The sequence below is a fragment of the Sphingomonas sp. PP-CC-1A-547 genome (assembly GCF_003610375.1).
Taxonomy (GTDB): Bacteria; Pseudomonadota; Alphaproteobacteria; order Sphingomonadales; family Sphingomonadaceae; genus Sphingomonas.
Genome location: NZ_RAPZ01000011.1, coordinates 16984 through 35698, shown reverse-complemented (window position 1 = coordinate 35698; position 18715 = coordinate 16984). Strand labels below are relative to the sequence as shown.

Here is an 18715-nt window from a genome sequence, read left to right as displayed (position 1 = left end):
CATGAACACGCATACGGTCAAGGCCTTCGACAACGACATCGGCGAGCTCCGCGGGTTGATCTCGCAGATGGGTGGGCTCGCCGAGGACGCGATCGACAAGGCGATGCAGGCGCTGCAACGCAACGACCTCGCGCTCGCGGAGCAGGTGCGAGTCGCCGACAAGCAGATCGACGTCATCGAGGCGGAGGTCGAGCGGCTCGCGGTGCGGATCATCGCGTTGCGCGCGCCGATGGCGGTCGATCTCCGTGAGGTCGTCGCCGCGCTTAAGATCGCCGGCGTCGTCGAACGGATCGGCGATTATGCCAAGAACATCGCCAAGCGCGTGCCGATGATCGAGAGCGAGCACCGGATCGAGCCGATCTCGATCCTGCCCGCGATGGGCCGGATGGCGAGCGAGATGGTCCACGACGTGCTCGACGCGTTTGCCGCGCGCGATCCCGAGGAAGCCGTCCGCGTCGTCGAATGCGACAATGCGCTCGACGATTTCTACGACAGCATATTCCGCACGCTCGTCACCTACATGGTCGAGAATCCGCGGACGATCGGTCAGGTCGCGCATCTGCTGTTCGTCGCCAAGAACCTCGAGCGGATCGGCGATCACGCCACCAACGTCGCCGAGATGGTCTATTTCGCCGCGACCGGCACGCAGATGGTCGATCGCGAACGCGGCATAAAGAAGGAGCAGGCATAATGGCACGCGCGAAAATGCTGTTGGTCGAGGACGATGCTGCGCTGGCCGAATTGCTGGTCTGGCATTTCAAGCGTGAGGATTTCGAGATCGCGCATACCCCCGATGGCGAGGAAGCCCTGCTGCTCGCCAAGGAGAAGGTGCCCGACATCGTCCTGCTCGACTGGATGGTCGAGGGGCTGTCGGGGATCGAGGTGTGTCGTCGCCTGCGCCGCGCGCCCGAGACGCAGAACGTGCCGATCATCATGCTCACCGCGCGTGGTGAGGAGGAGGATCGCGTGCGCGGTCTCGAAACCGGTGCCGACGATTACGTAACGAAGCCGTTTTCGCCGCGCGAACTCGTCGCGCGCGTCGGGGCGGTGTTGCGCCGCGTCCGCCCTGCCCTTGCCGGCGAAGCGCTCAGCTATGCCGACATCGAGATGGATACCGTCGGGCACAAAGTGCGTCGCTCGGGCGAGGTAGTGTCGCTCGGACCGACCGAGTTCCGGCTGCTGAAGCATTTCCTCGAGCATCCGGGCTGGGTGTTCTCGCGCGAACGGCTGCTCGATGCAGTCTGGGGCCATGACTCGGATATCGAGAGCCGGACGGTCGACGTGCACATCCGGCGACTCCGGAAAGCGATCAACGTCGGCGAGCGTCCGGATATCATCCGCACCGTTCGTTCGGCGGGCTATTCGCTCGATACGGGCGGATAACGAGACTGTCCCGCGGTGGGGCGAATGGAATCGGATGCGAAACGAAGGACCCAAGCACGACTTAGTGCGTTCAGACGTCGCGCTACCAAAATGGTGCACCCATTTAGGAGATTCGTATGAAGTCCATTCTCTTCGCCGCCGCCGCTCTTCTCGCGTCGCCCGTGATCGCCCAGACGACGCCGCCGGCAGACCCCGCCGCGCAGACCGCGCCCGCGGACCAGGCGGCACCGGCCGATCCCGCAGCGCCTGCCGATCCTGCGATGGCCGCTCCTGCCGATCCGGCAGCAGCACCCGCCGCACCGATGGCACCGCCAGCACCTGCCGGTGGCGTGACGTTCGGCCAGCCGACCGTCACCCCGCCGACGCCGGCACCCGCCGAGTATCCGGTATGCTCGAAGACGGTCAAGGACGGCTGCCGCAACCGCGGCGGCAAGTAAGTCCGGCGGCAAGCGGCGGGTGATCCTGCCGCTTGCCTAGCTGGCTTTACGTTCTAGGAAAGGCGCTCCAACTATAAGAGAGGGGCGCCTTTTCCATGTCTGAGAACTTTGGGTCTATCAGCTTTGAAGGCCGCGTTGCGATCGTCACCGGCGCAGGCGGTGGCCTGGGTCGCGAATACGCGCTCGAACTCGCCCGTCGTGGCGCGAAGGTCGTGGTCAACGATCTGGGTGCGTCGCGCGACGGCACCGGCCATTCCGACGCTGCGCTGAAGGTCGTCGAGGAAATCGAAGCGGCCGGCGGCGAGGCGATGGCGAACGGCGGCAGCGTCACCGAGTACGACCAGATGGTCGAGATGGTCGCCCGCGCCTCCGAGAAATGGGTCGGCGTCCACATCCTTATCAACAACGCCGGCGTGCTGCGCGACAAGAGCTTCGCCAAGATGGAGCCTGCCGACTTCAAGTTCGTCGTGGACGTCCACCTCAACGGCTCCGCCAACGCGACCAAGGCGGTGTGGGACACGATGCGCGGCCAGAACTACGGCCGCATCCTGATGACCGCGTCGTCGACCGGTCTTTACGGCAATTTCGGGCAGGCGAACTACGGCGCCGCCAAGCTCGGCCTTGCGGGGTTGACCAAGACGCTCGCGATCGAGGGTGCGAAGAACAACATCAAGGTCAACACGATCGCGCCGACCGCGGGCACGCGGATGACGCAGGACATCTTCCCCGAGGAGGCGTTCAAGGCGTTCTCCCCAGACAAGGTCGCGCCTGCCGCGGTGTTCCTCGTGTCGGAGGACGCCCCCACCAACATGATCGTCGGCGCCGGCGCCGGTGTGTTCCAGGCGGCGTATGTGACGCTGACGCAGGGCAAGTTGCTGACCGGCGACGATCTATCGGTGGAGGGTGTCGCGGCGCACTGGGACTCGATCATCGACCGGACTGGTGAGATCGTCCCGCAGTCAGGCTCGGAACAGTCGATGACCATCCTGAGCAAGTTGCAGGGGCGCTGACGGTCGCACTTAGTCGAGGTCGCAGAACGCCATCGTAAACGATCCTCCCCCGCCAGGGGGAGGTGGCAGGCGTCAGCCTGACGGAGGGGGCGGCATGAGATACGGTCCGTGCCGTGCCCTCCCCCTCCGTCACCTTCGGTGCCACCTCCCCCTAGCGGGGGAGGATCAGAGCATCGACCGTCACCCTTATCGCGGCTCTCGCATCTGCCAGACTACTCGACCGACGACCACGATAGCTCCGTCGGGCACCGGCCCTGCATCAGGATTGTCGCTGGTCGCCACCAACGCCCCCCGTACCAAGGCCACGCGCTTCACCATCACCGCGTCGTCGATCCGGATGACGTACACCCCGCCCTTCGCGCGCGGCGTACGGTCGGCGGTGTCGACCACGATGTGATCGCCGTCGAACAGGCCCGGCTCCATCGAATTGCCGCGCACGCGGATGATCGCCGCCTGCCCGTCCCTTAGCCCTAGTTTCCGCGCGAGGCCGGGGTCCAGCGTGTCGGTGCCGAGCACGATCTCGCCATCGACCAGCGCGCCCGGCCCCGCCGACGCCGCGACGTCGAGCTTGCGGATGCGGAACCCTGCCGGCCGGTCGGCGGGTGCGCCCAGCGTTGTCTCGCTCACCCCCAGATATTCCGACAGCAATCGACGGTCGCGTTCGCCGAGCACCCGCGGCGATCCACGCCGGACATATTGCTGAAGGTACGCCGCGTTGCGCCCCAGCATCGCCGACAACGCCGCCAGACTGTCGCCACGCGCCGCGGCCAGCGTTGCCAGCGCGGTTCTTGGATCGGGATCGGACACGGTTCTAGCCACGCCCGAACCGTAGCGTAGGAATTTTCCTAGACAAGTAGGATTTACCGGAACAGATCAAGAACACAGGCAGAGACTCGGGCGGGGTCTTGGGCTAGGAACAGGAAGGAGCGACCATGTCCGTTCTCATCAAGATCGACCGATATCTGCGGCAGACCGGCATGCCGACGTCGAAATTCGGCCGGCTGGCGGTCGGCGATCCGCGGCTGGTCCACGATCTCCGACTCGGTCGCCAGCCGCGCGCGCCGATGGTGGCGCGGATCGAGACGTTCATAGAACGGCACGGATCGTGAGGATGGACGCGATCCGCGGCCCCGATGCGGGCACGCTGCTTATACGCGCACTCCGCGGCCATGCGGGGGCGGCAGGCCTGACGATGCACGTCGAGTCGATCGCGTGCACGCCCTGGGCGAGCGCTACGTTCGTCGGCACGCTGCACCGGCTGACGATCGCGGCGATGCCCGTACCCGGTCTTCGAGACTGGATCGACGCGTTGCCCGAAGCGGAGTTCGCGATGCGCGGGCATATCGTTGCCGATCTGGTGGTCGACCGCATCGAGTCGATCGGCGACCGCGAGCACGTGACGATCGCGGTGCTGACGCTGATCGACGCGTAAACGTCTCGTCAGGGGTGGACTTTCACTGACCGAACCACGAAGTCGGCGGTCAACGAAGGAGATTCATATGGCCGAGATGGGCAAGTTCGACTGGGCGGATCCGTTCCTGCTCGACGATCAGTTGAGCGAGGACGAGCGTATGATCCGCGACAGCGCAAAGGCCTATGCCGACGACAAGCTCGCGCCCCGGATCATCGGCGCATTCCAGCACGAGCATACCGATCCCGCGATTTTCCGCGAGATGGGCGCACTCGGCTTGCTCGGACCGACGATCCCCGAGGAATATGGCGGCGTCGGTGCGTCCTATGTCGCCTACGGGCTGGTCGCGCGCGAGGTCGAGCGGATCGACTCCGGCTATCGCTCGATGATGTCGGTGCAGTCGAGCCTGGTTATGTACCCGATCAACGCGTTCGGGTCCGAGGAACAGAAGCGCAAATACCTGCCCAAGCTCGCGACCGGCGAGTGGATCGGCTGCTTCGGGCTGACCGAGCCGGATGCGGGGTCGGATCCCGGCGGGATGACGACGCGCGCGAAGAAGACGGCCAACGGCTATGTGATCTCGGGCGCGAAGACGTGGATTTCGAACTCGCCGATCGCCGACGTGTTCGTGATCTGGGCAAAGTCCGACGAGCACGGCGGCGGCATTCGCGGCTTTATCCTCGAGCGCGGGATGAAGGGGCTGGAGACGCCGAAGATCGAGGGCAAGCTGTCGTTGCGCGCGTCGATCACCGGCATGGTGATGATGGACGAGGTCGAGGTCGGCGACGACGCGCTGCTGCCCGACGTGCAGGGGTTGAAGGGGCCGTTCGGCTGCCTCAACCGTGCTCGCTACGGGATTTCGTGGGGGGCACTCGGCGCGGCGGAGTTCTGTTTTCATGCGGCGCGGCAGTACGGGCTCGACCGCAACCAGTTCGGCACGCCTTTGGCGGGGCGGCAGCTTTTCCAGAAGAAGCTGGCGGACATGGAGACCGAGATCGCGCTCGGATTGCAGGCGTCGTTGCGCGTCGGGCGGTTGATGGACGAGGGCCGGTTCGCGCCGGAGATGGTCTCGATCGTCAAGCGCAACAACGTCGGCAAGGCGCTCGATATCGCGCGGATGAGCCGGGACATGCACGGCGGCAACGGGATTTCGGGTGAGTATCAGGTGATGCGCCACCTGATGAACCTGGAGACGGTCAACACGTATGAGGGGGCGCATGATGTGCACGCGCTGATCCTCGGGCGCGCGATCACGGGTATCGCTGCGTTTTGATCGAATTAGGCAGTTTGTTTCCCCGCGAAGGCGGGGACCCAGTCTGGGCTCCCGCCTTCGCGGGAGAACACAGGTGAAGGATACGCCCCTCGCCGGCTTGAAGGTGGTCGAACTCGCGCGGATCCTTGCGGGGCCTTGGGCGGGGCAAGTCCTTGGCGATCTCGGTGCCGACGTCGTCAAGATCGAGAGCCCAGCCGGTGACGACACGCGAACCTGGGGGCCGCCGTTTATCGACAACCCCGACGGCACGCGCGACGCCGCCTATTTCCATGCCGCCAACCGCGGGAAGCGATCGGTCGTGGCCGACTTTACGACCCCTCACGGCCAAGCGATCGTCCGCGATCTGATCGCCGACGCGGACGTCGTGATCGAGAACTTCAAGGTCGATGGGCTCGCGAAATACGGGCTCGACTACGCCACGCTCGCCGCGATCAACCCGCGGTTGGTGTATTGCTCGATCACCGGGTTCGGGCAGGACGGGCCCTATGCGCCTCGCGCGGGCTACGACTTCATCGTCCAGGGCATGAGCGGGATCATGGACCTGACCGGCGAGCCTGATGGCGCGCCGCAGAAGATCGGTGTCGCGTTCGCCGACATCATGACCGGGCTCTACGCGGTGATCGCGATCCAGGCGGCGTTGGCGATGCGCGAGCGGACCGGCAAGGGGCAGCAGATCGACATGGCGCTGCTCGATACGATGACGGGGGTGCTGGCGAACCAGGCGATGAACTGGTTCGCCAGCGGCGTGTCGCCGACGCGGGTTGGGAATGCGCATATGAACGTGTGTCCGTATGCGGTGTTTCCGTGCGCCGATGGGTGGTTCATTCTGGCTGTCGGGAATGACGGGCAGTTCCGGCGGTTCTGTGACGCGATGGGCTTGCCCGAGATGCGCGACGATCCGCGGTTCGCGACCAATGCCGGGCGGCTGGCGTTCAAGGACATCTTGTTCGGGGGGATCGAGGCGGCGACGTCTCTGGTGCCTAAGCTCGAGTTGCTGGCGCGGTTGGAGGCGGTCGGGGTGCCGGCCGGGCCGATTAATACGGTGGCGCAGGCGTTCGATGATCCGCAGGTTGTCGCGCGGGGGATGGCGATCGAAGTCGCGCGGCCGGATGGGTCTCTGGTCCCGGGGCTGCGTACGCCGATCCGGTTTTCGGATGCCGATCTCGCGACCGGGCGGGCCGCGCCGATGCTTGGATCGTCGCAGTAGTTTGTTTCCCCGCGAAGGCGGGGACCCAGTCTGGGCCCCCGCCTTCACGGGGGAACACGCTCAGTAGGCCGCTTCGACCACCGGTTTCCGGGCATACAACCCGTATGCCAGGATCAGCGCGTAGCAGATCGCGGGGAGCAGCAGCGCGAAGTGCAGGCTGCCCGACTTGTCCGCCAGCATCCCCGTCAGATACGGGACGATCGCGCCGCCGACGATCGCGGTAGCGATCACGCCCGAGCCTTCCGCCGCACGCTTGCCGAGACCCTCCGACGCCAGCGAGAAGATCGTCGGGAACATCACCGCGTTCATCAGGCCGATCGCGAGCAACGCCCAGCCCGACAAAGCGCCCTCGGTGTTCGCCGAGATCAGGATCAGCGCCAGCGTGCCGGTAGCGACGCCGGCGAGCACCTTGCCCGGCGACACCTTGTTCAGCACGTAGGCGCCGATGAACCGGCCGACCAGCGCGCCGCCCCAGTAGAACGGCACGTGCTTGCCCGCGGCGACGTCGCTCAGGTCCATCACGCTCGGCTGCATCAGATAGTTGACGATCAGCGAGCCGACCGCGACTTCGGCACCGACGTACAGGAAGATGCACGCCGTCCCCATCGCGAACCGCGGGCGCTTCAGCAGCGTGAACGCGTGGAAGATGCTGCCGGTCTGGTCCTGCTCCTCGTTGAGCCGGTTGCGACGGGTCCACACGACCGCGGCGACGATCAGCAGCGCGATCGCGAGGCCGATATAGGTGTGCACGACGGTCCGCGACGATTCCGTCCGGTACGCGTCGAGCGCGGCGCCGGTGAGCTTCGAAGAGTCGACCGTCGCCAGCCCGCCGAGGATCAGCGCGGAGCCGACATACGGGAAGATGGTGGTGCCGAGCGAGTTGAACGCCTGCGCGAACGTCAGGCGGCTCGACGCCGACTTGGGATGGCCGAGCGCCGAGATCAGCGGATTGGCGACGACCTGCACCACGGTGATGCCTGCGCCGAGCACGAACAGCGCGAACAGGAACATGCCGAAGCTCGCCTGTCCTGCAGCGGGGATGAACAACAGGCAGCCTGCGGTCATGGTCACGAGGCCGATCGACGCGGTCCGCATGTAGCCGGCCTTGCGCACGATCGCGGCGGCGGGGATCGAGAACAGCGCATAGGCCAGAAAGAACGCCGACTGGACCAGCATCGCGGTCGCGTGGTCCAGCGTGAAGAGCTCTTTCATCTTCGGGATGATAATGTCGTTCAGCGAGGTGATGCCGCCGAAGATGAAGAACAGCGCGAACACGAACACGCGCAGGTCGGGCGCGTCGTAGCCGTGGCTGGCATCGCCTCCGGCCGCTGGTGTGGATTTGGTATCGACGTGCATCGTGGTGCGCCCCCTCGCGGTATTTCCGCGCGACATAAGCCGGGGCGACGGCGCGTGGCAATGCCGCGTGGTGCGATCCGTCCCGGCGAGCTAGGACGGCGGGCATGAGCCGCTTCACCGTCAACAACGAACCGATCGAATACAAGCTCGACAACGAGACGCCGCTGCTGTGGGCGTTGCGCGATGCGTCGAACCTGACGGGGACGAAATATGGCTGCGGCACGGGGCAGTGCGGCGCGTGCACAGTCGATATCGATGGGCGCGCGGTGCGGAGTTGCCGGGTGCCGATCGGTTCGATCGAAGGCGCCTACGTCACGACGATCGAGGGCCTGTCGCGCGAACGCAATCATCCGGTGCAGCTGGCGTTTATCACGGAGTCGGTGTCGCAGTGCGGGTTCTGCATCCCGGGGATGATCATGGCCGCCGCAGCCTTGCTGAAGCGCAATGCGGATCCGAGCGAAGCGCTGATCCGCGAGCAAATCACGAACCTGTGCCGATGCGGGGTGTATCCGCGCGTGGTCGAGGCGGTGCAGCGTGCCGGAAGGGCGATGCGGGGGGAAGAGGTTATTGCTGCGGGACCAAGGCCGGGGATCGACCCGGCGGACTCCGCGCGGCTGGTGCCGGCGCTGGTGCCGCCGCCGGCGCGATAGGCGATCCACACAGTTAGCCAAGGCTTGTTCTCCCGCGAAGGCGGGAGTCCAGTCTGGGCTCCCGCCTTCGCGGGAGAACAAGGTGGGGAAACAAAACGTAGCCTAACGCCCCGTCAGGCTAGGAAAAACCGGCGCGCCCCTTCTTCGCCTCCCCGGCGGAGGCCGGGGCCCAGTTGGAACGTCCAGAGTAATGTATCGCCGCACTCTGTCACCCACCATCCCCAACTGGGCCCCGGCCTCCGCCGGGGCGGTGGCTGTTTGGAAGATAAGTTTCATGCGTCCGCTACGAAGACTAGCCGACATGAACTATCGCCCACTCTGCACCTAAACCTGTCTAATCGCTGACGAACCCATTCAGCCTCTTCACACCCCGCAACGTCTAGACCCGACACATCATAGGAGCCGGCTCGTGCGCCGGCAGTCGAGGACGACGGCAATGACGGGCAAGTTTCTCAAACTCTTGATGGCAGCATCCGCCTTGGTGCCGGCGACCACCATGGCGACTAACGCGACCGCGCAACAGGTCGATCAGGACCGCGGTGACCGAGGCCAGCGCCCTGACCGCGCCCAGCGTCAGGATCGTGGCGATCGGGGCCCACGTCCGGACGGACAACCCTTCCAGCAGCGCCCCGACCGCCCTGCCGCGCCGGACCAAGGCCAGCGCCCGCAGCGCGCCGATCTCGGCACGCAGCCGCAAGTCCGCGGAGACCGCCCAGATGGTCAAGGCCGTGCCGATTGGAACGGGCAGCGCGGCGGGCAGCGTGGCGACCAACAGGCTTGGAACGGTCAGCGCGGCAAGGGTCAGGGCTGGAACGGCCAGACCCGTTCCGACCCGCAAGCCGGCCAGAACCGCCCCGACTGGAACCGCGACCAGGGACGCCCCGGTTTCGATCGCGGCAACCAGCAGGCGGATCGCGGCCAGTTCGACCGCAACGGTGGACGCGGCGATTGGCGCAACGACGGGCGCAATGACAACCGGAGCGACTGGCGCAACGGCGGTCGCGACGGTTACCAGAACCGCCAGCCCAACCGCGCCTACGGCAACGTCCAGGGCTATGGTCGCGGCGGCTACAACCAGGGCCATTACAACCAAGGCGGCGCATGGAACCGTGGCTGGCGCAACGACAACCGCTATGCCTGGAGCAATTACCGCGCATCCAACCGCGGCGCGTACCGCCTGCCACGCTACTACGCGCCGAGCGGTTGGGGGTCGGGCTATCGTCGCTTCGGCGTCGGCTTTTCGCTGAACAGCATCCTCTACAACCAGAATTACTGGATCCAGGACCCGTACACCTACCGCCTGCCCGAGGCGTACGGCCCATATCGCTGGGTGCGCTATTACAACGACGCGTTGCTGGTCGATCTCGACAGCGGCCGCGTGGTCGACACGGTGTACGACATCTTCTGGTAGGCCCTTTCTGAGAATTGCGGCTTACCGGCATTAAGGTAACAGGGGGAGCCCCGCGGTGGTGAAGATCATCGCGGGGCTCTTGCGTTTTGAAGGCGTTTCGCCAAATCCTGCGGCGTGGGTATCTTTTCAAAAGCCAAGAAGGTCGATCCGGCCGCGGCAGTCCGCCAGGCCTTCGGATCGCAGGTCGCCGCGTGCCTCGACGCCAATCCGGCGGTGCAGCGCATCGCGATGGACACGGTGCAGTTCTATTATCAGGACAAGTTCCTCGATCCCGCGACGTGCAAGCGGCTGATCGCCGTGATCGATTCCAAGCGGCGGCCGTCGACCCTGCTGTCCGATCGCCCGAACAGCAACTTCCGGACCAGCGAGAGCTGCGACATGGATCGCTGGTCGCCAGAGGTGCAGCCGACCGACGAGGCGATCGCGACCTTGCTCGGGATAGACCTGCTCCACGGCGAGACGATGCAGGGCCAGCGCTACGCCCCCGGCCAGCAATTCCGCGCGCACCACGACTATTTCCACGAGTCCGAGAGCTATTGGGCGAAGATGCAGGAGCAGGGCGGTCAGCGCACCTGGACCGCGATGGTGTTCCTCAACGACGTCCCCGAAGGCGGCGCGACATGGTTCCCGCAGGCCGGCGTCAAGATCGCGCCGAAACGCGGCATGCTGCTCGCGTGGAACAACATGAACCCGGATGGGACGCCGAACGGGCTGACGCTGCACGAGGGCATGCCGGTGGTTGAGGGCGTCAAGTATATCGTGACGAAGTGGTTTCGCGAGCGACCGTGGATGAAGTGAGGGTTGCGTAGACCGACTCCAACATCGCTCGCCCCTCCCCTGTTGCGGATCCGCCCGGCGCGGATTCCTTACCTCGCCCCCTCCCCGTTCGTCCTGAGTAGCCGTCGAGTAGCCGCCGCAGGCGGCGTATCGAGACGGCGTCTCGAAGCACAGGTTGGCGCGCGGAACCCTGCTTCGATACGCGCCCTCGATACGCTTCTACGAAGCTACTCGGTCGCTACTCAGCACGAACGGGGGGTGTCGGGGACTTCGCCCTCGCTGAACCTCCGCCTTACCAGCGACACACCCGCCCCCCTCACGTCATCCTGACGAAAGTCACGGATCCAGAGCCATGAGCGCTTGCCGCCGTAATACTGGATCCTGACTTTCGTCAGGATGACGGTACGAGCAACCGCCCTGCCCCCTCCCCGCTCGACAATCCCCCCACAGCCACTACGTCCGAAACATGACAGTTCTCGGCGTAACCTCTTCCATCCTCGGCCAGCCCTGGCGTTGGCGAGCCCTAGCGGCTGACGGCCGAGACGGCTTTACCGGCGACGACCTCGTCACTCAACTCCTCCTCGCCCGAGGCTGCCCCCGCGATGCGCTCGACGCGCACCGCACGCCGTCGATCCGCGCGTTCATGCCCGACCCGTCGATCTTTCGCGACATGGACCGCGCCGCCGAACGCCTCGCCGACGCCGTCCAGACGCACGAACAGGTCGCGATCTTCGGCGATTACGACGTTGACGGTGCCACCTCCGCCGCGCTGATGGTGCTCGTCTTGCGCGATCTCGGCATCGAAGCCCGCCCCTACATCCCCGACCGCTTGCTCGAAGGCTACGGCCCGTCGGGCGAAGCGCTCGTCCGCCTCGCCGGCGAAGGCGCCACGCTGATCGTCACGGTCGATTGCGGCGCGCAGGCGTTCGACGCGCTCGACGCCGCCCGCGACGCGGCAGTCGACGTGATCGTCATCGACCACCACAAATGCTCGACCGCGCTCCCGCACGCGCTCGCGCTGGTTAACCCCAACCGCCTCGACGAGACCGAAGGCGCCGCGCACGGCCATCTCGCCGCGGTCGGCATGTGCTTCCTCGCCGCCGCCGCACTCGTCCGCACACTCCGCGCCCGCGGTTTCTTCAAGGATCGCGCCGAGCCCAAGCTGATCGACCTGCTCGACATCGTCGCGCTCGGAACGGTCGCCGACGTCGCACAACTCCGCGGCCTCAACCGCGCGTTCGTGTCGCAAGGGTTGAAGGTCATGGGCGCGCGCAAGAACATCGGCGTCGCCGCGCTGATCGAGGCCTCGCGCCTGACCCGCAACCCGACCTGCACCGACCTCGGCTTCGCGCTGGGCCCGCGCATTAACGCCGGCGGCCGCGTCGGTCGCGCAGACCTCGGCGTGCGCCTGCTGACCACCCAGGACCCAGACGAAGCGCGCGCGATCGCCACCGAACTCGACCGCCTCAACGAAGAACGCCGCGCGATCGAAACCGCGGTGCAGGAAGCCGCAGACCTCCTCTCCAGCCGAGATCGCGCGGTCGCCGTCGTCGCCGGCCACGGCTGGCACCCCGGCGTGATCGGCATCGTCGCCGGCCGCCTCAAGGAGAAGCTAGGCCGCCCCGCGATCGTCATCGCGATCGACGAGAACGGCATCGGCAAGGGCTCCGGCCGCTCGATCCCGGGCGTCGACCTCGGCGCCGCTGTGATGGCTGCGCGCGAACACGGACTGCTCGTGGCGGGCGGGGGCCATGCGATGGCCGCCGGCCTGACGATCAGCGAGGCCGCGATCCCCGCCTTTACCGACTTCCTAGAGGAGCGGCTCGCCGCCGCAATCGAACGCTCGAACGGCGACCGCGCCCTTCTGCTCGACGCGGTGCTGGCAGCTGGCGGCGTAAACCCCGGCCTCGTCGAATCAATGGAAGCCGGCGGCCCCTACGGCATGGGCTGGCCAGCCCCCCGCGTCGCGATGGGCCCAGTTCGCGTCATCAAGGCGGACATCGTCGGCAACGGCCACGTCCGCACGATCGTCGCGGGCGACGACGGCCGCAGCGTCAAGGCGATGGCGTTCCGCGCGGCCGAGAGCGCGCTGGGCCAAGCGCTTCTGGGCGCCGCCCCTCACCGCAAGCTCTGGCTCGCCGGCCGCGCGAAGATCGACGACTGGTCCTCGCGGCCGTCGGCCGAACTTCATATCGAGGACGCGGCGTGGGCGGACTAAATTCTTGTATCGAAACGCTTGACGCCCCGCCCCCTTCCCCTTAGTCGGCCTCCACCACGCAGGCCCCTTCGTCTAGCGGTTAGGACGCGGCCCTTTCACGGCTGAAGCACGGGTTCGATTCCCGTAGGGGTCACCAACCACCACTTTGTGGTGGAAACGTGGTTAAGCCATTATTGGAACATACGTGTTGCGGCCATAAAATTTGGCGCAAATAGTCAGTCTTGAGACGAACTTTAAGTTTTCTTTTCCGATGACCCTGAAATGGGAATGGAAAATTCTACTATATAACGCTCGGAGTAAGGCTATTCTTACCCGGCGGGTACGGAAGTGTGGCGCCAAGCCCCAATAGCGGACATCCAAGCGTGGTTTTCAATTTCCAACGCAGTGTTCCAGCGCCAACACCGAATGCTCCGGCGCAGCCCGAAGCCATGACGCGGTGCAGGTTCATGGCATCCGCGATGCGCTACGACGAAGAAAGAACACCGATCGCGAGCAGCACTGTAGAGCCCTCCCCATTGTCTGATATCGGTCGAACTCGCCGCAGTTACTTGTAACTACCCATGATCACCTTGAGAATGACCGGCGTGGTGAGGTTGATCCCGTAGTCGGTCTGGTCGCCGTTCCACACGCGGCTCATCACCCATCGTCCGTCGACCACGCGACCTTCTTCGACGCGGAATACCGAGGCGTTCTTCGGGCCATCCTTCGCCGTCCCGAAGTTCAGGCGGACGTGATCGCCGACCACGAGAAATTCGTTCGGCGACAGATGTGCGACGGCAACGCCGCCCACAGGCTGCTTCGCCCAGACGGGGGGCTCGGACTTGATCCAGGTCCAGTCCTTCTGACCGAACTGCCATTCGCCGTAGCTGGTGGCGATCGTCCAGTTCCCCATGGTGGTAGACTGAGGGGCGGTCGGCCCCGTGCTCTCGTCGGGCTTGGCCGCACCCCAGGTCGGATGCTCGTACGCGATCTTGGCCCAGTCGCGCGCCATCGTCGAGAGAGCTGCGTATTTCAGCCCGATCGCGTCGACCGTGTCGTCGTCGAGCACCTTCGCCCCGAGTGGGTAGTTGAAATATCCGGTGTCATCCATGCCGAACGGCGCGTAGCCGATCGCACCGCGCCCGAGCGCCGCATAGAAGAACCGCGCAAACTCCTTCGCATTGCCGATCTCGGGTACCATCAGCGCGTTGTCGGGCCGCGCATACGCGTCGAGGTACAGCGCAACATGGCCCGCATCACGGTCGTAGATATCGGGTGCCTGGAAGTCGATCGCAGGCGCTGCCGCCTTCCAGATATCCAGCACGTCCTGCTGCGGTCCGCCGCTCGCGACGCCGGTCGGATCGGGCACGTTCGAGGGCCCTGCAAGCGACGCGTTGACGTACATCGGCAACGGCTTGATCGCCTTGCCCGCCGCGGCGATCTCGTCGACGAAGCGCGCCGTGTGCCACGTGTTGAACGCGCGGTCGGCCTGCGCGCCGAACATCTGCGTCCAGCTGCCACCCGGTTTCTTCAGCGCCTTGGCCAGCGCGGCGGGCACGGGCTTTGCAAACACCGCATTCGCCTGCGCACCGTAGTCGCGCGGCGAGCGATAGCTGCCGACTTCGTTCTCGGGCTGCACCATGATCACCGTGTTCTGAGGATCATGCGCCTTCAGATATTTCATCACCTCGACGAACGCGCGCTTGTCCGCCTCCAGCGTCGCGCGAAACATCGGCGAATGGACATAATGGTCGGTGCCGTCCTTCATCTTCATCCGCGGAAAACGGCGATTGTCGGCCTTGAACCAATCCGGCGTGTAGCCGGGCGAGGTGTTCTTCCACGTCCCGAACCAGAGCAGTACGACGCGCTTGTCATGCGTCCGCGCCTGATCGAGCAGCGTCTGGAGAAAGCTCAGGTCGAACCTTCCTTCGACCGGCTCGACCTGCTGCCACGCGATCGGGATCTCGACAGTGTTCGCATGGATCCGGTCGAGCATTGGCCACACCTGCGGCAGCGCGGACGCATAGTTGCTGCTGTTGTTGACCTGCGCGCCCAGCATCAGGAACGGCGCACCGTCGACGATCAGCGCATGCCGACCCGCCTTGCTGACGATCCGCGGAACCTCGGTCATGGTTTGTGCCGACGCGGTACCGCCGCTCAACGACACGGAAAGGGCCACGCCCGCGATTAGCTTATTCATACGAACCAAGACTGCATCCTTCTCCGTGAGCGCAAAGCGAACGGGTTACGCCCGGATTTTTAGTCCCGGGGTGCGACGATCAACGGAAATACAGTTGATCCATCTCCCGTATCTGCAATTATACGACAAAATCGCCGTTCCGGCCATGATCGCGTTACCGTAAGGGCATAAGCCCGTGGAGAGGATTTTAATGCATATTGCCCCAGCCCGTGTCGTCACGCAGCCGTCCGATCAGTCCGGCAAGACGTCGCGACTAGACCGCTCGTCGCGGGGCTGGTCGTCGCGCCTGGTCGCACGGTTGGCTATTGGTGTCGCGCTCGCGACGCTCGGCACCACCGCCTTTGCCGCACCGATCGCGACGGTCGACCGCAACGGGAGCCTGGTTTCGGTCGAGGCCTATGCCCCGAACATCGTCCGCGTGACGATCGCGACCGACCGTGGCCAGGTCGACGCGCCCCCCGGCGATGGTCCCAACGCAAAGCCCGATGCCGCCGGCTGGACGCATCGTAGCGATGCAGGCGCCGACGTCTTCACCTCGTCCGCGCTGTCGCTGTCGGTCGACGCCAAGCCCTGGCCCAAGGCGCCGTCGCAGATGGAGCGATATTTCGCGCCGTCGCTGCCGCCCGTGTCGGTGACGATCCGCAAGCCCGACGGCTCGATGCTGACGCAGATGACCGGCTGGGAAATGGCCCCGCACACCGTCAACGGCGAGAAGACGTTCCGCGTCGGCGCCAGCTTCGCCTCGCCCGCGGACGAGCATTATTACGGCCTGGGCCAGAACCAGGAAGGCAAGCTGGACCTGCGCGGCCGCACGATCGACTGCCGCCACAATTACGATGCGCCCGCGGGCGAGACGGTCTGCGTCCCGTTCATGGTCACGAACAAGGGTTACGGCATCGTCTGGGACAACCCGTCCTCGACAATCGTCTCGCCCGGCCTGCACAGCGCGACGCACTGGCAGTCGGAAGTCGGCGAGCGCGTCTCGTTCTTCGTCATCACCGGCGCCACCACCGACGAAATCTATGCCGGCTACGCCACGCTGACCGGCACCACGCCGCTGCCGCCAAAGGCCGCGTTCGGCCTCATCCAGAGCAAGGCGCGCTACGAGACCGAGAAGGAGTTGCTCGATGTCGCCAACGGGTATCGCAGCCGCGGCCTGCCGCTCGACATCATGGTTCTCGACTGGTTCTATTGGTCGCGCATGGGTCAGCTCGATATCGACCGGAATTACTTCCCCGATCCCAAGGGCATGAACGACAAGCTGAAGTCGATGGGGATGCATTCGATCATCAGCGTCTGGCCGCGGTTCGAAAAGGAATCGCGCTACTTCGACCTGCTGTCGACCAAGGGCTGGTTGCTGAAGGACAAGGACGGCAACGTCGTCGACGGCCTGCCGATCCGCTCCGACCGCGCGGGCGCGTTGCTCGACAGCACCAACCCCGATGCGCGACACTGGTTCTGGGACCGGATCCGCGACAACATCGCCAGCCAGGGCTTCGACTGGTTCTGGCTCGACGAGACCGAGCCCGATCTGGTGCCCGATGGCAGCTTCTATTCGATCGGCTCGGGCGATCGTTATCACAACGTCTTCCCGCTGCTCCACACGATGAGCGTGGCGGACGGGTCGGCGAAGGATCGCCCGACGATGCGCAACCTGATCCTGTCGCGCGCGGCCTATCTCGGCGCACAGCGCAACGGCGGGCTGTTCTGGTCGTCGGACATCAAGTCGACCTGGGAGGCGCTGCACCGCCAAGTCCCTGCCGGGCTCGGCTTCACCGCCAGCGGCATGGCCTATTGGGGCAGCGACATCGGCGGGTGGCAATGGCCGAATGGGCCCAAGGCGACCCGCCCCGTGCTGCTCGATCCCGGCGGCGCGACCGCGATGGCGCCCGACTACGCGGATTATCCCGAGTTGTTCACGCGCTGGTTCGGCTACAGCGTCTTCACGCCGACGTTGCGGATTCACGGCCAGCGGCCGGCCACCGCGATCTGGCAGTACGGCACCGCGGCCGAGCCGGTCCTCGCGAACTTCCTGAAGCTGCGCTATTCGCTGATGCCGTATATTTATTCGCTCGGGCGCCATACGTACGAGAGCAATGCGCCGATGATGCGCGCGCTGTTCATGGACTTCCCGAACGATCCCAACGTCGCCGACATGGGCGACGAATATATGTTCGGCCCCGCCTTCCTGGTCGCGCCCGTCACCGAACAGGGCAAGACCAGCCGCCAGGTCTATCTGCCGGCGGGTGCCGAATGGTATGACTACTGGACCAACCAGCGGTTCACGGGCGGCCAGACCGTCACCGCGAATGCGCCGATCGACAAGATCCCGCTGTTCGTACGCGCCGGGTCGATCATCCCGATGGGCGTCCAGGTGCCGAGCACCGCGACGGCGCAGGCGCTCGAGAGCATCCGCGTCTATCCCGGTGCAGATGCGAGCTTCGCGCTGTACGACGATGACGGCGTGACCAACGACTATCGCACCAAGGGCGGGCGCAAGGCAGTGCTGCGCTGGGACGACAAGACCCGGAGGCTCACCGCATCGGGCAAGCTGCCGACCGGGCAGGACGCCGCGTCGCTGGTCCAGATCGTCTCGGCTAAGTGATGCGCGGGATCGCTCTTGCGGCGTTGGCGCTGGTCTCGTTGCCGGCGGCCGCGCAGACCAATGTCCCGGGCGATCCCTATGCCGGTGATCCGGTCGGGATCGTCGCGGCCCCCTGCCCCGCGCATCCGTCGCCAACCGATGGCGCCGGATGGGAGGCGTGGAAGCTGCACATGCTCACACGCGACTTCGGCCAGCTCTGCCGGTACCGCGCGCAGAACGAACAGTTGAAGTCATCGAGCACGCCGGTGCGCATCGTCTTCATGGGCGATTCGATCACCGACAACTGGATCGGTGCGGACTCAGCGTTGTTCACCGGCGGCCTGGTCGATCGCGGCATCGGCGGGCAGACCACGCCGCAGATGCTGGTGCGCTTCCGCGAGGACGTGATCGCGCTCAAGCCGCGCGCGGTCCACATCATGGCGGGCACCAACGACATCGCCGGCAACACCGGCGCCTCGACGATGGAGATCGTGCAGGGCAACATCGCCAGCATGGCCGACCTAGCGCGTGCGAACGGCATCAAGGTCATCATCGCGTCGACCCCGCCCGCCGCCGCCTTTCCGTGGAGCAAGGACAAGCAGCCGGTGCCGCAGATCCGCGCGCTCAATAGCTGGTTGAAGGCCTATGCTGCGAAGAACGGCTTCACCTATGTCGATTACTACACCGCGCTTGCCACGCCCGAGGGCGCGATGAAGCCGGGGCTGGCGAGCGACGGCGTCCACCCGACCCCCGCCGGCTATGCGGTGATGCGCCCGCTGGCGCTCGCCGCGATCCGCCGGACCGTCGCAGCCAAGTGAG

17 protein-coding genes and 1 tRNA gene are annotated in these 18715 nt (G+C 65.6%); 15 read left to right on the top strand and 3 right to left on the bottom strand.

Going from position 1 to position 18715, the window contains the following annotated elements; all coding sequences use genetic code 11:
• The first annotated feature begins 1 nt into the window (after position 1).
• The 4 genes from phoU to C8J39_RS06370 all read left to right on the top strand — a co-directional run bounded on the left by phoU (position 2) and on the right by C8J39_RS06370 (position 2830).
• On the top strand, positions 2-691 hold the full coding sequence (phoU, locus tag C8J39_RS06385; RefSeq protein ID WP_056057297.1) for a phosphate signaling complex protein PhoU: 690 nt from the start codon (positions 2-4) through the stop codon (positions 689-691).
• Positions 691-1383, top strand: a complete 693-nt coding sequence (phoB, locus tag C8J39_RS06380) for a phosphate regulon transcriptional regulator PhoB (protein WP_055873047.1) — start codon at positions 691-693, stop codon at positions 1381-1383. Before phoU ends, phoB begins: the two co-directional genes overlap by 1 nt.
• 116 nt (positions 1384-1499) lie before the next feature.
• The gene (locus tag C8J39_RS06375) at positions 1500-1820 is read left to right on the top strand and encodes a hypothetical protein (protein WP_056057295.1); all 321 of its coding nucleotides are present in this window, start codon (positions 1500-1502) and stop codon (positions 1818-1820) included.
• Between the two features lie 95 nt (positions 1821-1915).
• A complete protein-coding gene (locus C8J39_RS06370; protein ID WP_120299788.1) occupies positions 1916-2830 on the top strand; it encodes an SDR family NAD(P)-dependent oxidoreductase in 915 nt (304 codons plus the stop codon).
• A gap of 186 nt (positions 2831-3016) precedes the next feature.
• Here the strand turns inward: C8J39_RS06370 and C8J39_RS06365 are convergent, their stop codons facing one another.
• The gene (locus tag C8J39_RS06365; protein WP_243649755.1) at positions 3017-3649 is read right to left on the bottom strand and encodes a S24 family peptidase; all 633 of its coding nucleotides are present in this window, start codon (positions 3647-3649) and stop codon (positions 3017-3019) included.
• A 113-nt stretch (positions 3650-3762) separates the two neighbouring features.
• Between C8J39_RS06365 and C8J39_RS18680 the strand changes: the two genes are divergently transcribed.
• The 4 genes from C8J39_RS18680 to C8J39_RS06350 all read left to right on the top strand — a co-directional run bounded on the left by C8J39_RS18680 (position 3763) and on the right by C8J39_RS06350 (position 6721).
• A complete protein-coding gene (locus tag C8J39_RS18680) occupies positions 3763-3939 on the top strand; it encodes a hypothetical protein (RefSeq protein WP_165895153.1) in 177 nt (58 codons plus the stop codon).
• A gap of 2 nt (positions 3940-3941) precedes the next feature.
• On the top strand, positions 3942-4262 hold the full coding sequence (locus C8J39_RS06360; protein WP_107962674.1) for a hypothetical protein: 321 nt from the start codon (positions 3942-3944) through the stop codon (positions 4260-4262).
• 67 nt (positions 4263-4329) lie between these two features.
• A complete protein-coding gene (locus C8J39_RS06355; RefSeq protein WP_120299786.1) occupies positions 4330-5514 on the top strand; it encodes an acyl-CoA dehydrogenase in 1185 nt (394 codons plus the stop codon).
• 73 nt (positions 5515-5587) lie between these two features.
• Positions 5588-6721, top strand: coding sequence for a CaiB/BaiF CoA-transferase family protein (locus C8J39_RS06350; protein WP_120299785.1), 1134 nt, complete (start codon positions 5588-5590; stop codon positions 6719-6721).
• A gap of 60 nt (positions 6722-6781) precedes the next feature.
• Here C8J39_RS06350 and C8J39_RS06345 read toward each other — a convergent pair whose 3' ends face one another.
• Complete coding sequence (locus C8J39_RS06345) at positions 6782-8077, bottom strand: sugar MFS transporter (RefSeq protein ID WP_120300435.1); 1296 nt, start codon at positions 8075-8077, stop codon at positions 6782-6784.
• A gap of 104 nt (positions 8078-8181) precedes the next feature.
• On the opposite strand from C8J39_RS06345, the gene C8J39_RS06340 reads away from it, so the two are divergent.
• From C8J39_RS06340 to C8J39_RS06320, 5 genes are all read left to right on the top strand, one after another.
• Complete coding sequence (locus tag C8J39_RS06340) at positions 8182-8727, top strand: (2Fe-2S)-binding protein (protein WP_120299784.1); 546 nt, start codon at positions 8182-8184, stop codon at positions 8725-8727.
• Positions 8728-9163: 436 nt separating this feature from the next.
• Positions 9164-10138 (top strand): RcnB family protein, encoded by a 975-nt coding sequence (locus C8J39_RS06335; protein ID WP_120299783.1) that lies wholly within the window; start codon positions 9164-9166, stop codon positions 10136-10138.
• A gap of 114 nt (positions 10139-10252) precedes the next feature.
• Positions 10253-10936 carry a 2OG-Fe(II) oxygenase gene (locus C8J39_RS06330; protein ID WP_120299782.1) on the top strand — a complete coding sequence of 228 codons (684 nt, stop codon included), beginning with the start codon at positions 10253-10255 and terminating at the stop codon, positions 10934-10936.
• Positions 10937-11381: 445 nt separating this feature from the next.
• A complete protein-coding gene (recJ, locus tag C8J39_RS06325) occupies positions 11382-13133 on the top strand; it encodes a single-stranded-DNA-specific exonuclease RecJ (protein ID WP_120299781.1) in 1752 nt (583 codons plus the stop codon).
• 61 nt (positions 13134-13194) lie between these two features.
• Positions 13195-13269: transfer RNA gene (locus tag C8J39_RS06320), tRNA-Glu, on the top strand.
• Between the two features lie 408 nt (positions 13270-13677).
• Here C8J39_RS06320 and C8J39_RS06310 read toward each other — a convergent pair.
• On the bottom strand, positions 13678-15312 hold the full coding sequence (locus tag C8J39_RS06310) for a DUF5597 domain-containing protein (RefSeq protein WP_120299780.1): 1635 nt from the start codon (positions 15310-15312) through the stop codon (positions 13678-13680).
• A 190-nt stretch (positions 15313-15502) separates the two neighbouring features.
• Between C8J39_RS06310 and C8J39_RS06305 the strand changes: the two genes are divergently transcribed.
• Together C8J39_RS06305 and C8J39_RS06300 are read left to right on the top strand one after the other, a co-directional pair.
• Positions 15503-17917, top strand: coding sequence for a glycoside hydrolase family 31 protein (locus tag C8J39_RS06305; protein WP_120299779.1), 2415 nt, complete (start codon positions 15503-15505; stop codon positions 17915-17917).
• Positions 17917-18714 carry an SGNH/GDSL hydrolase family protein gene (locus tag C8J39_RS06300; RefSeq protein ID WP_183037947.1) on the top strand — a complete coding sequence of 266 codons (798 nt, stop codon included), beginning with the start codon at positions 17917-17919 and terminating at the stop codon, positions 18712-18714. Before C8J39_RS06305 ends, C8J39_RS06300 begins: the two co-directional genes overlap by 1 nt.
• The last annotated feature ends 1 nt before the right edge of the window (position 18715 follow it).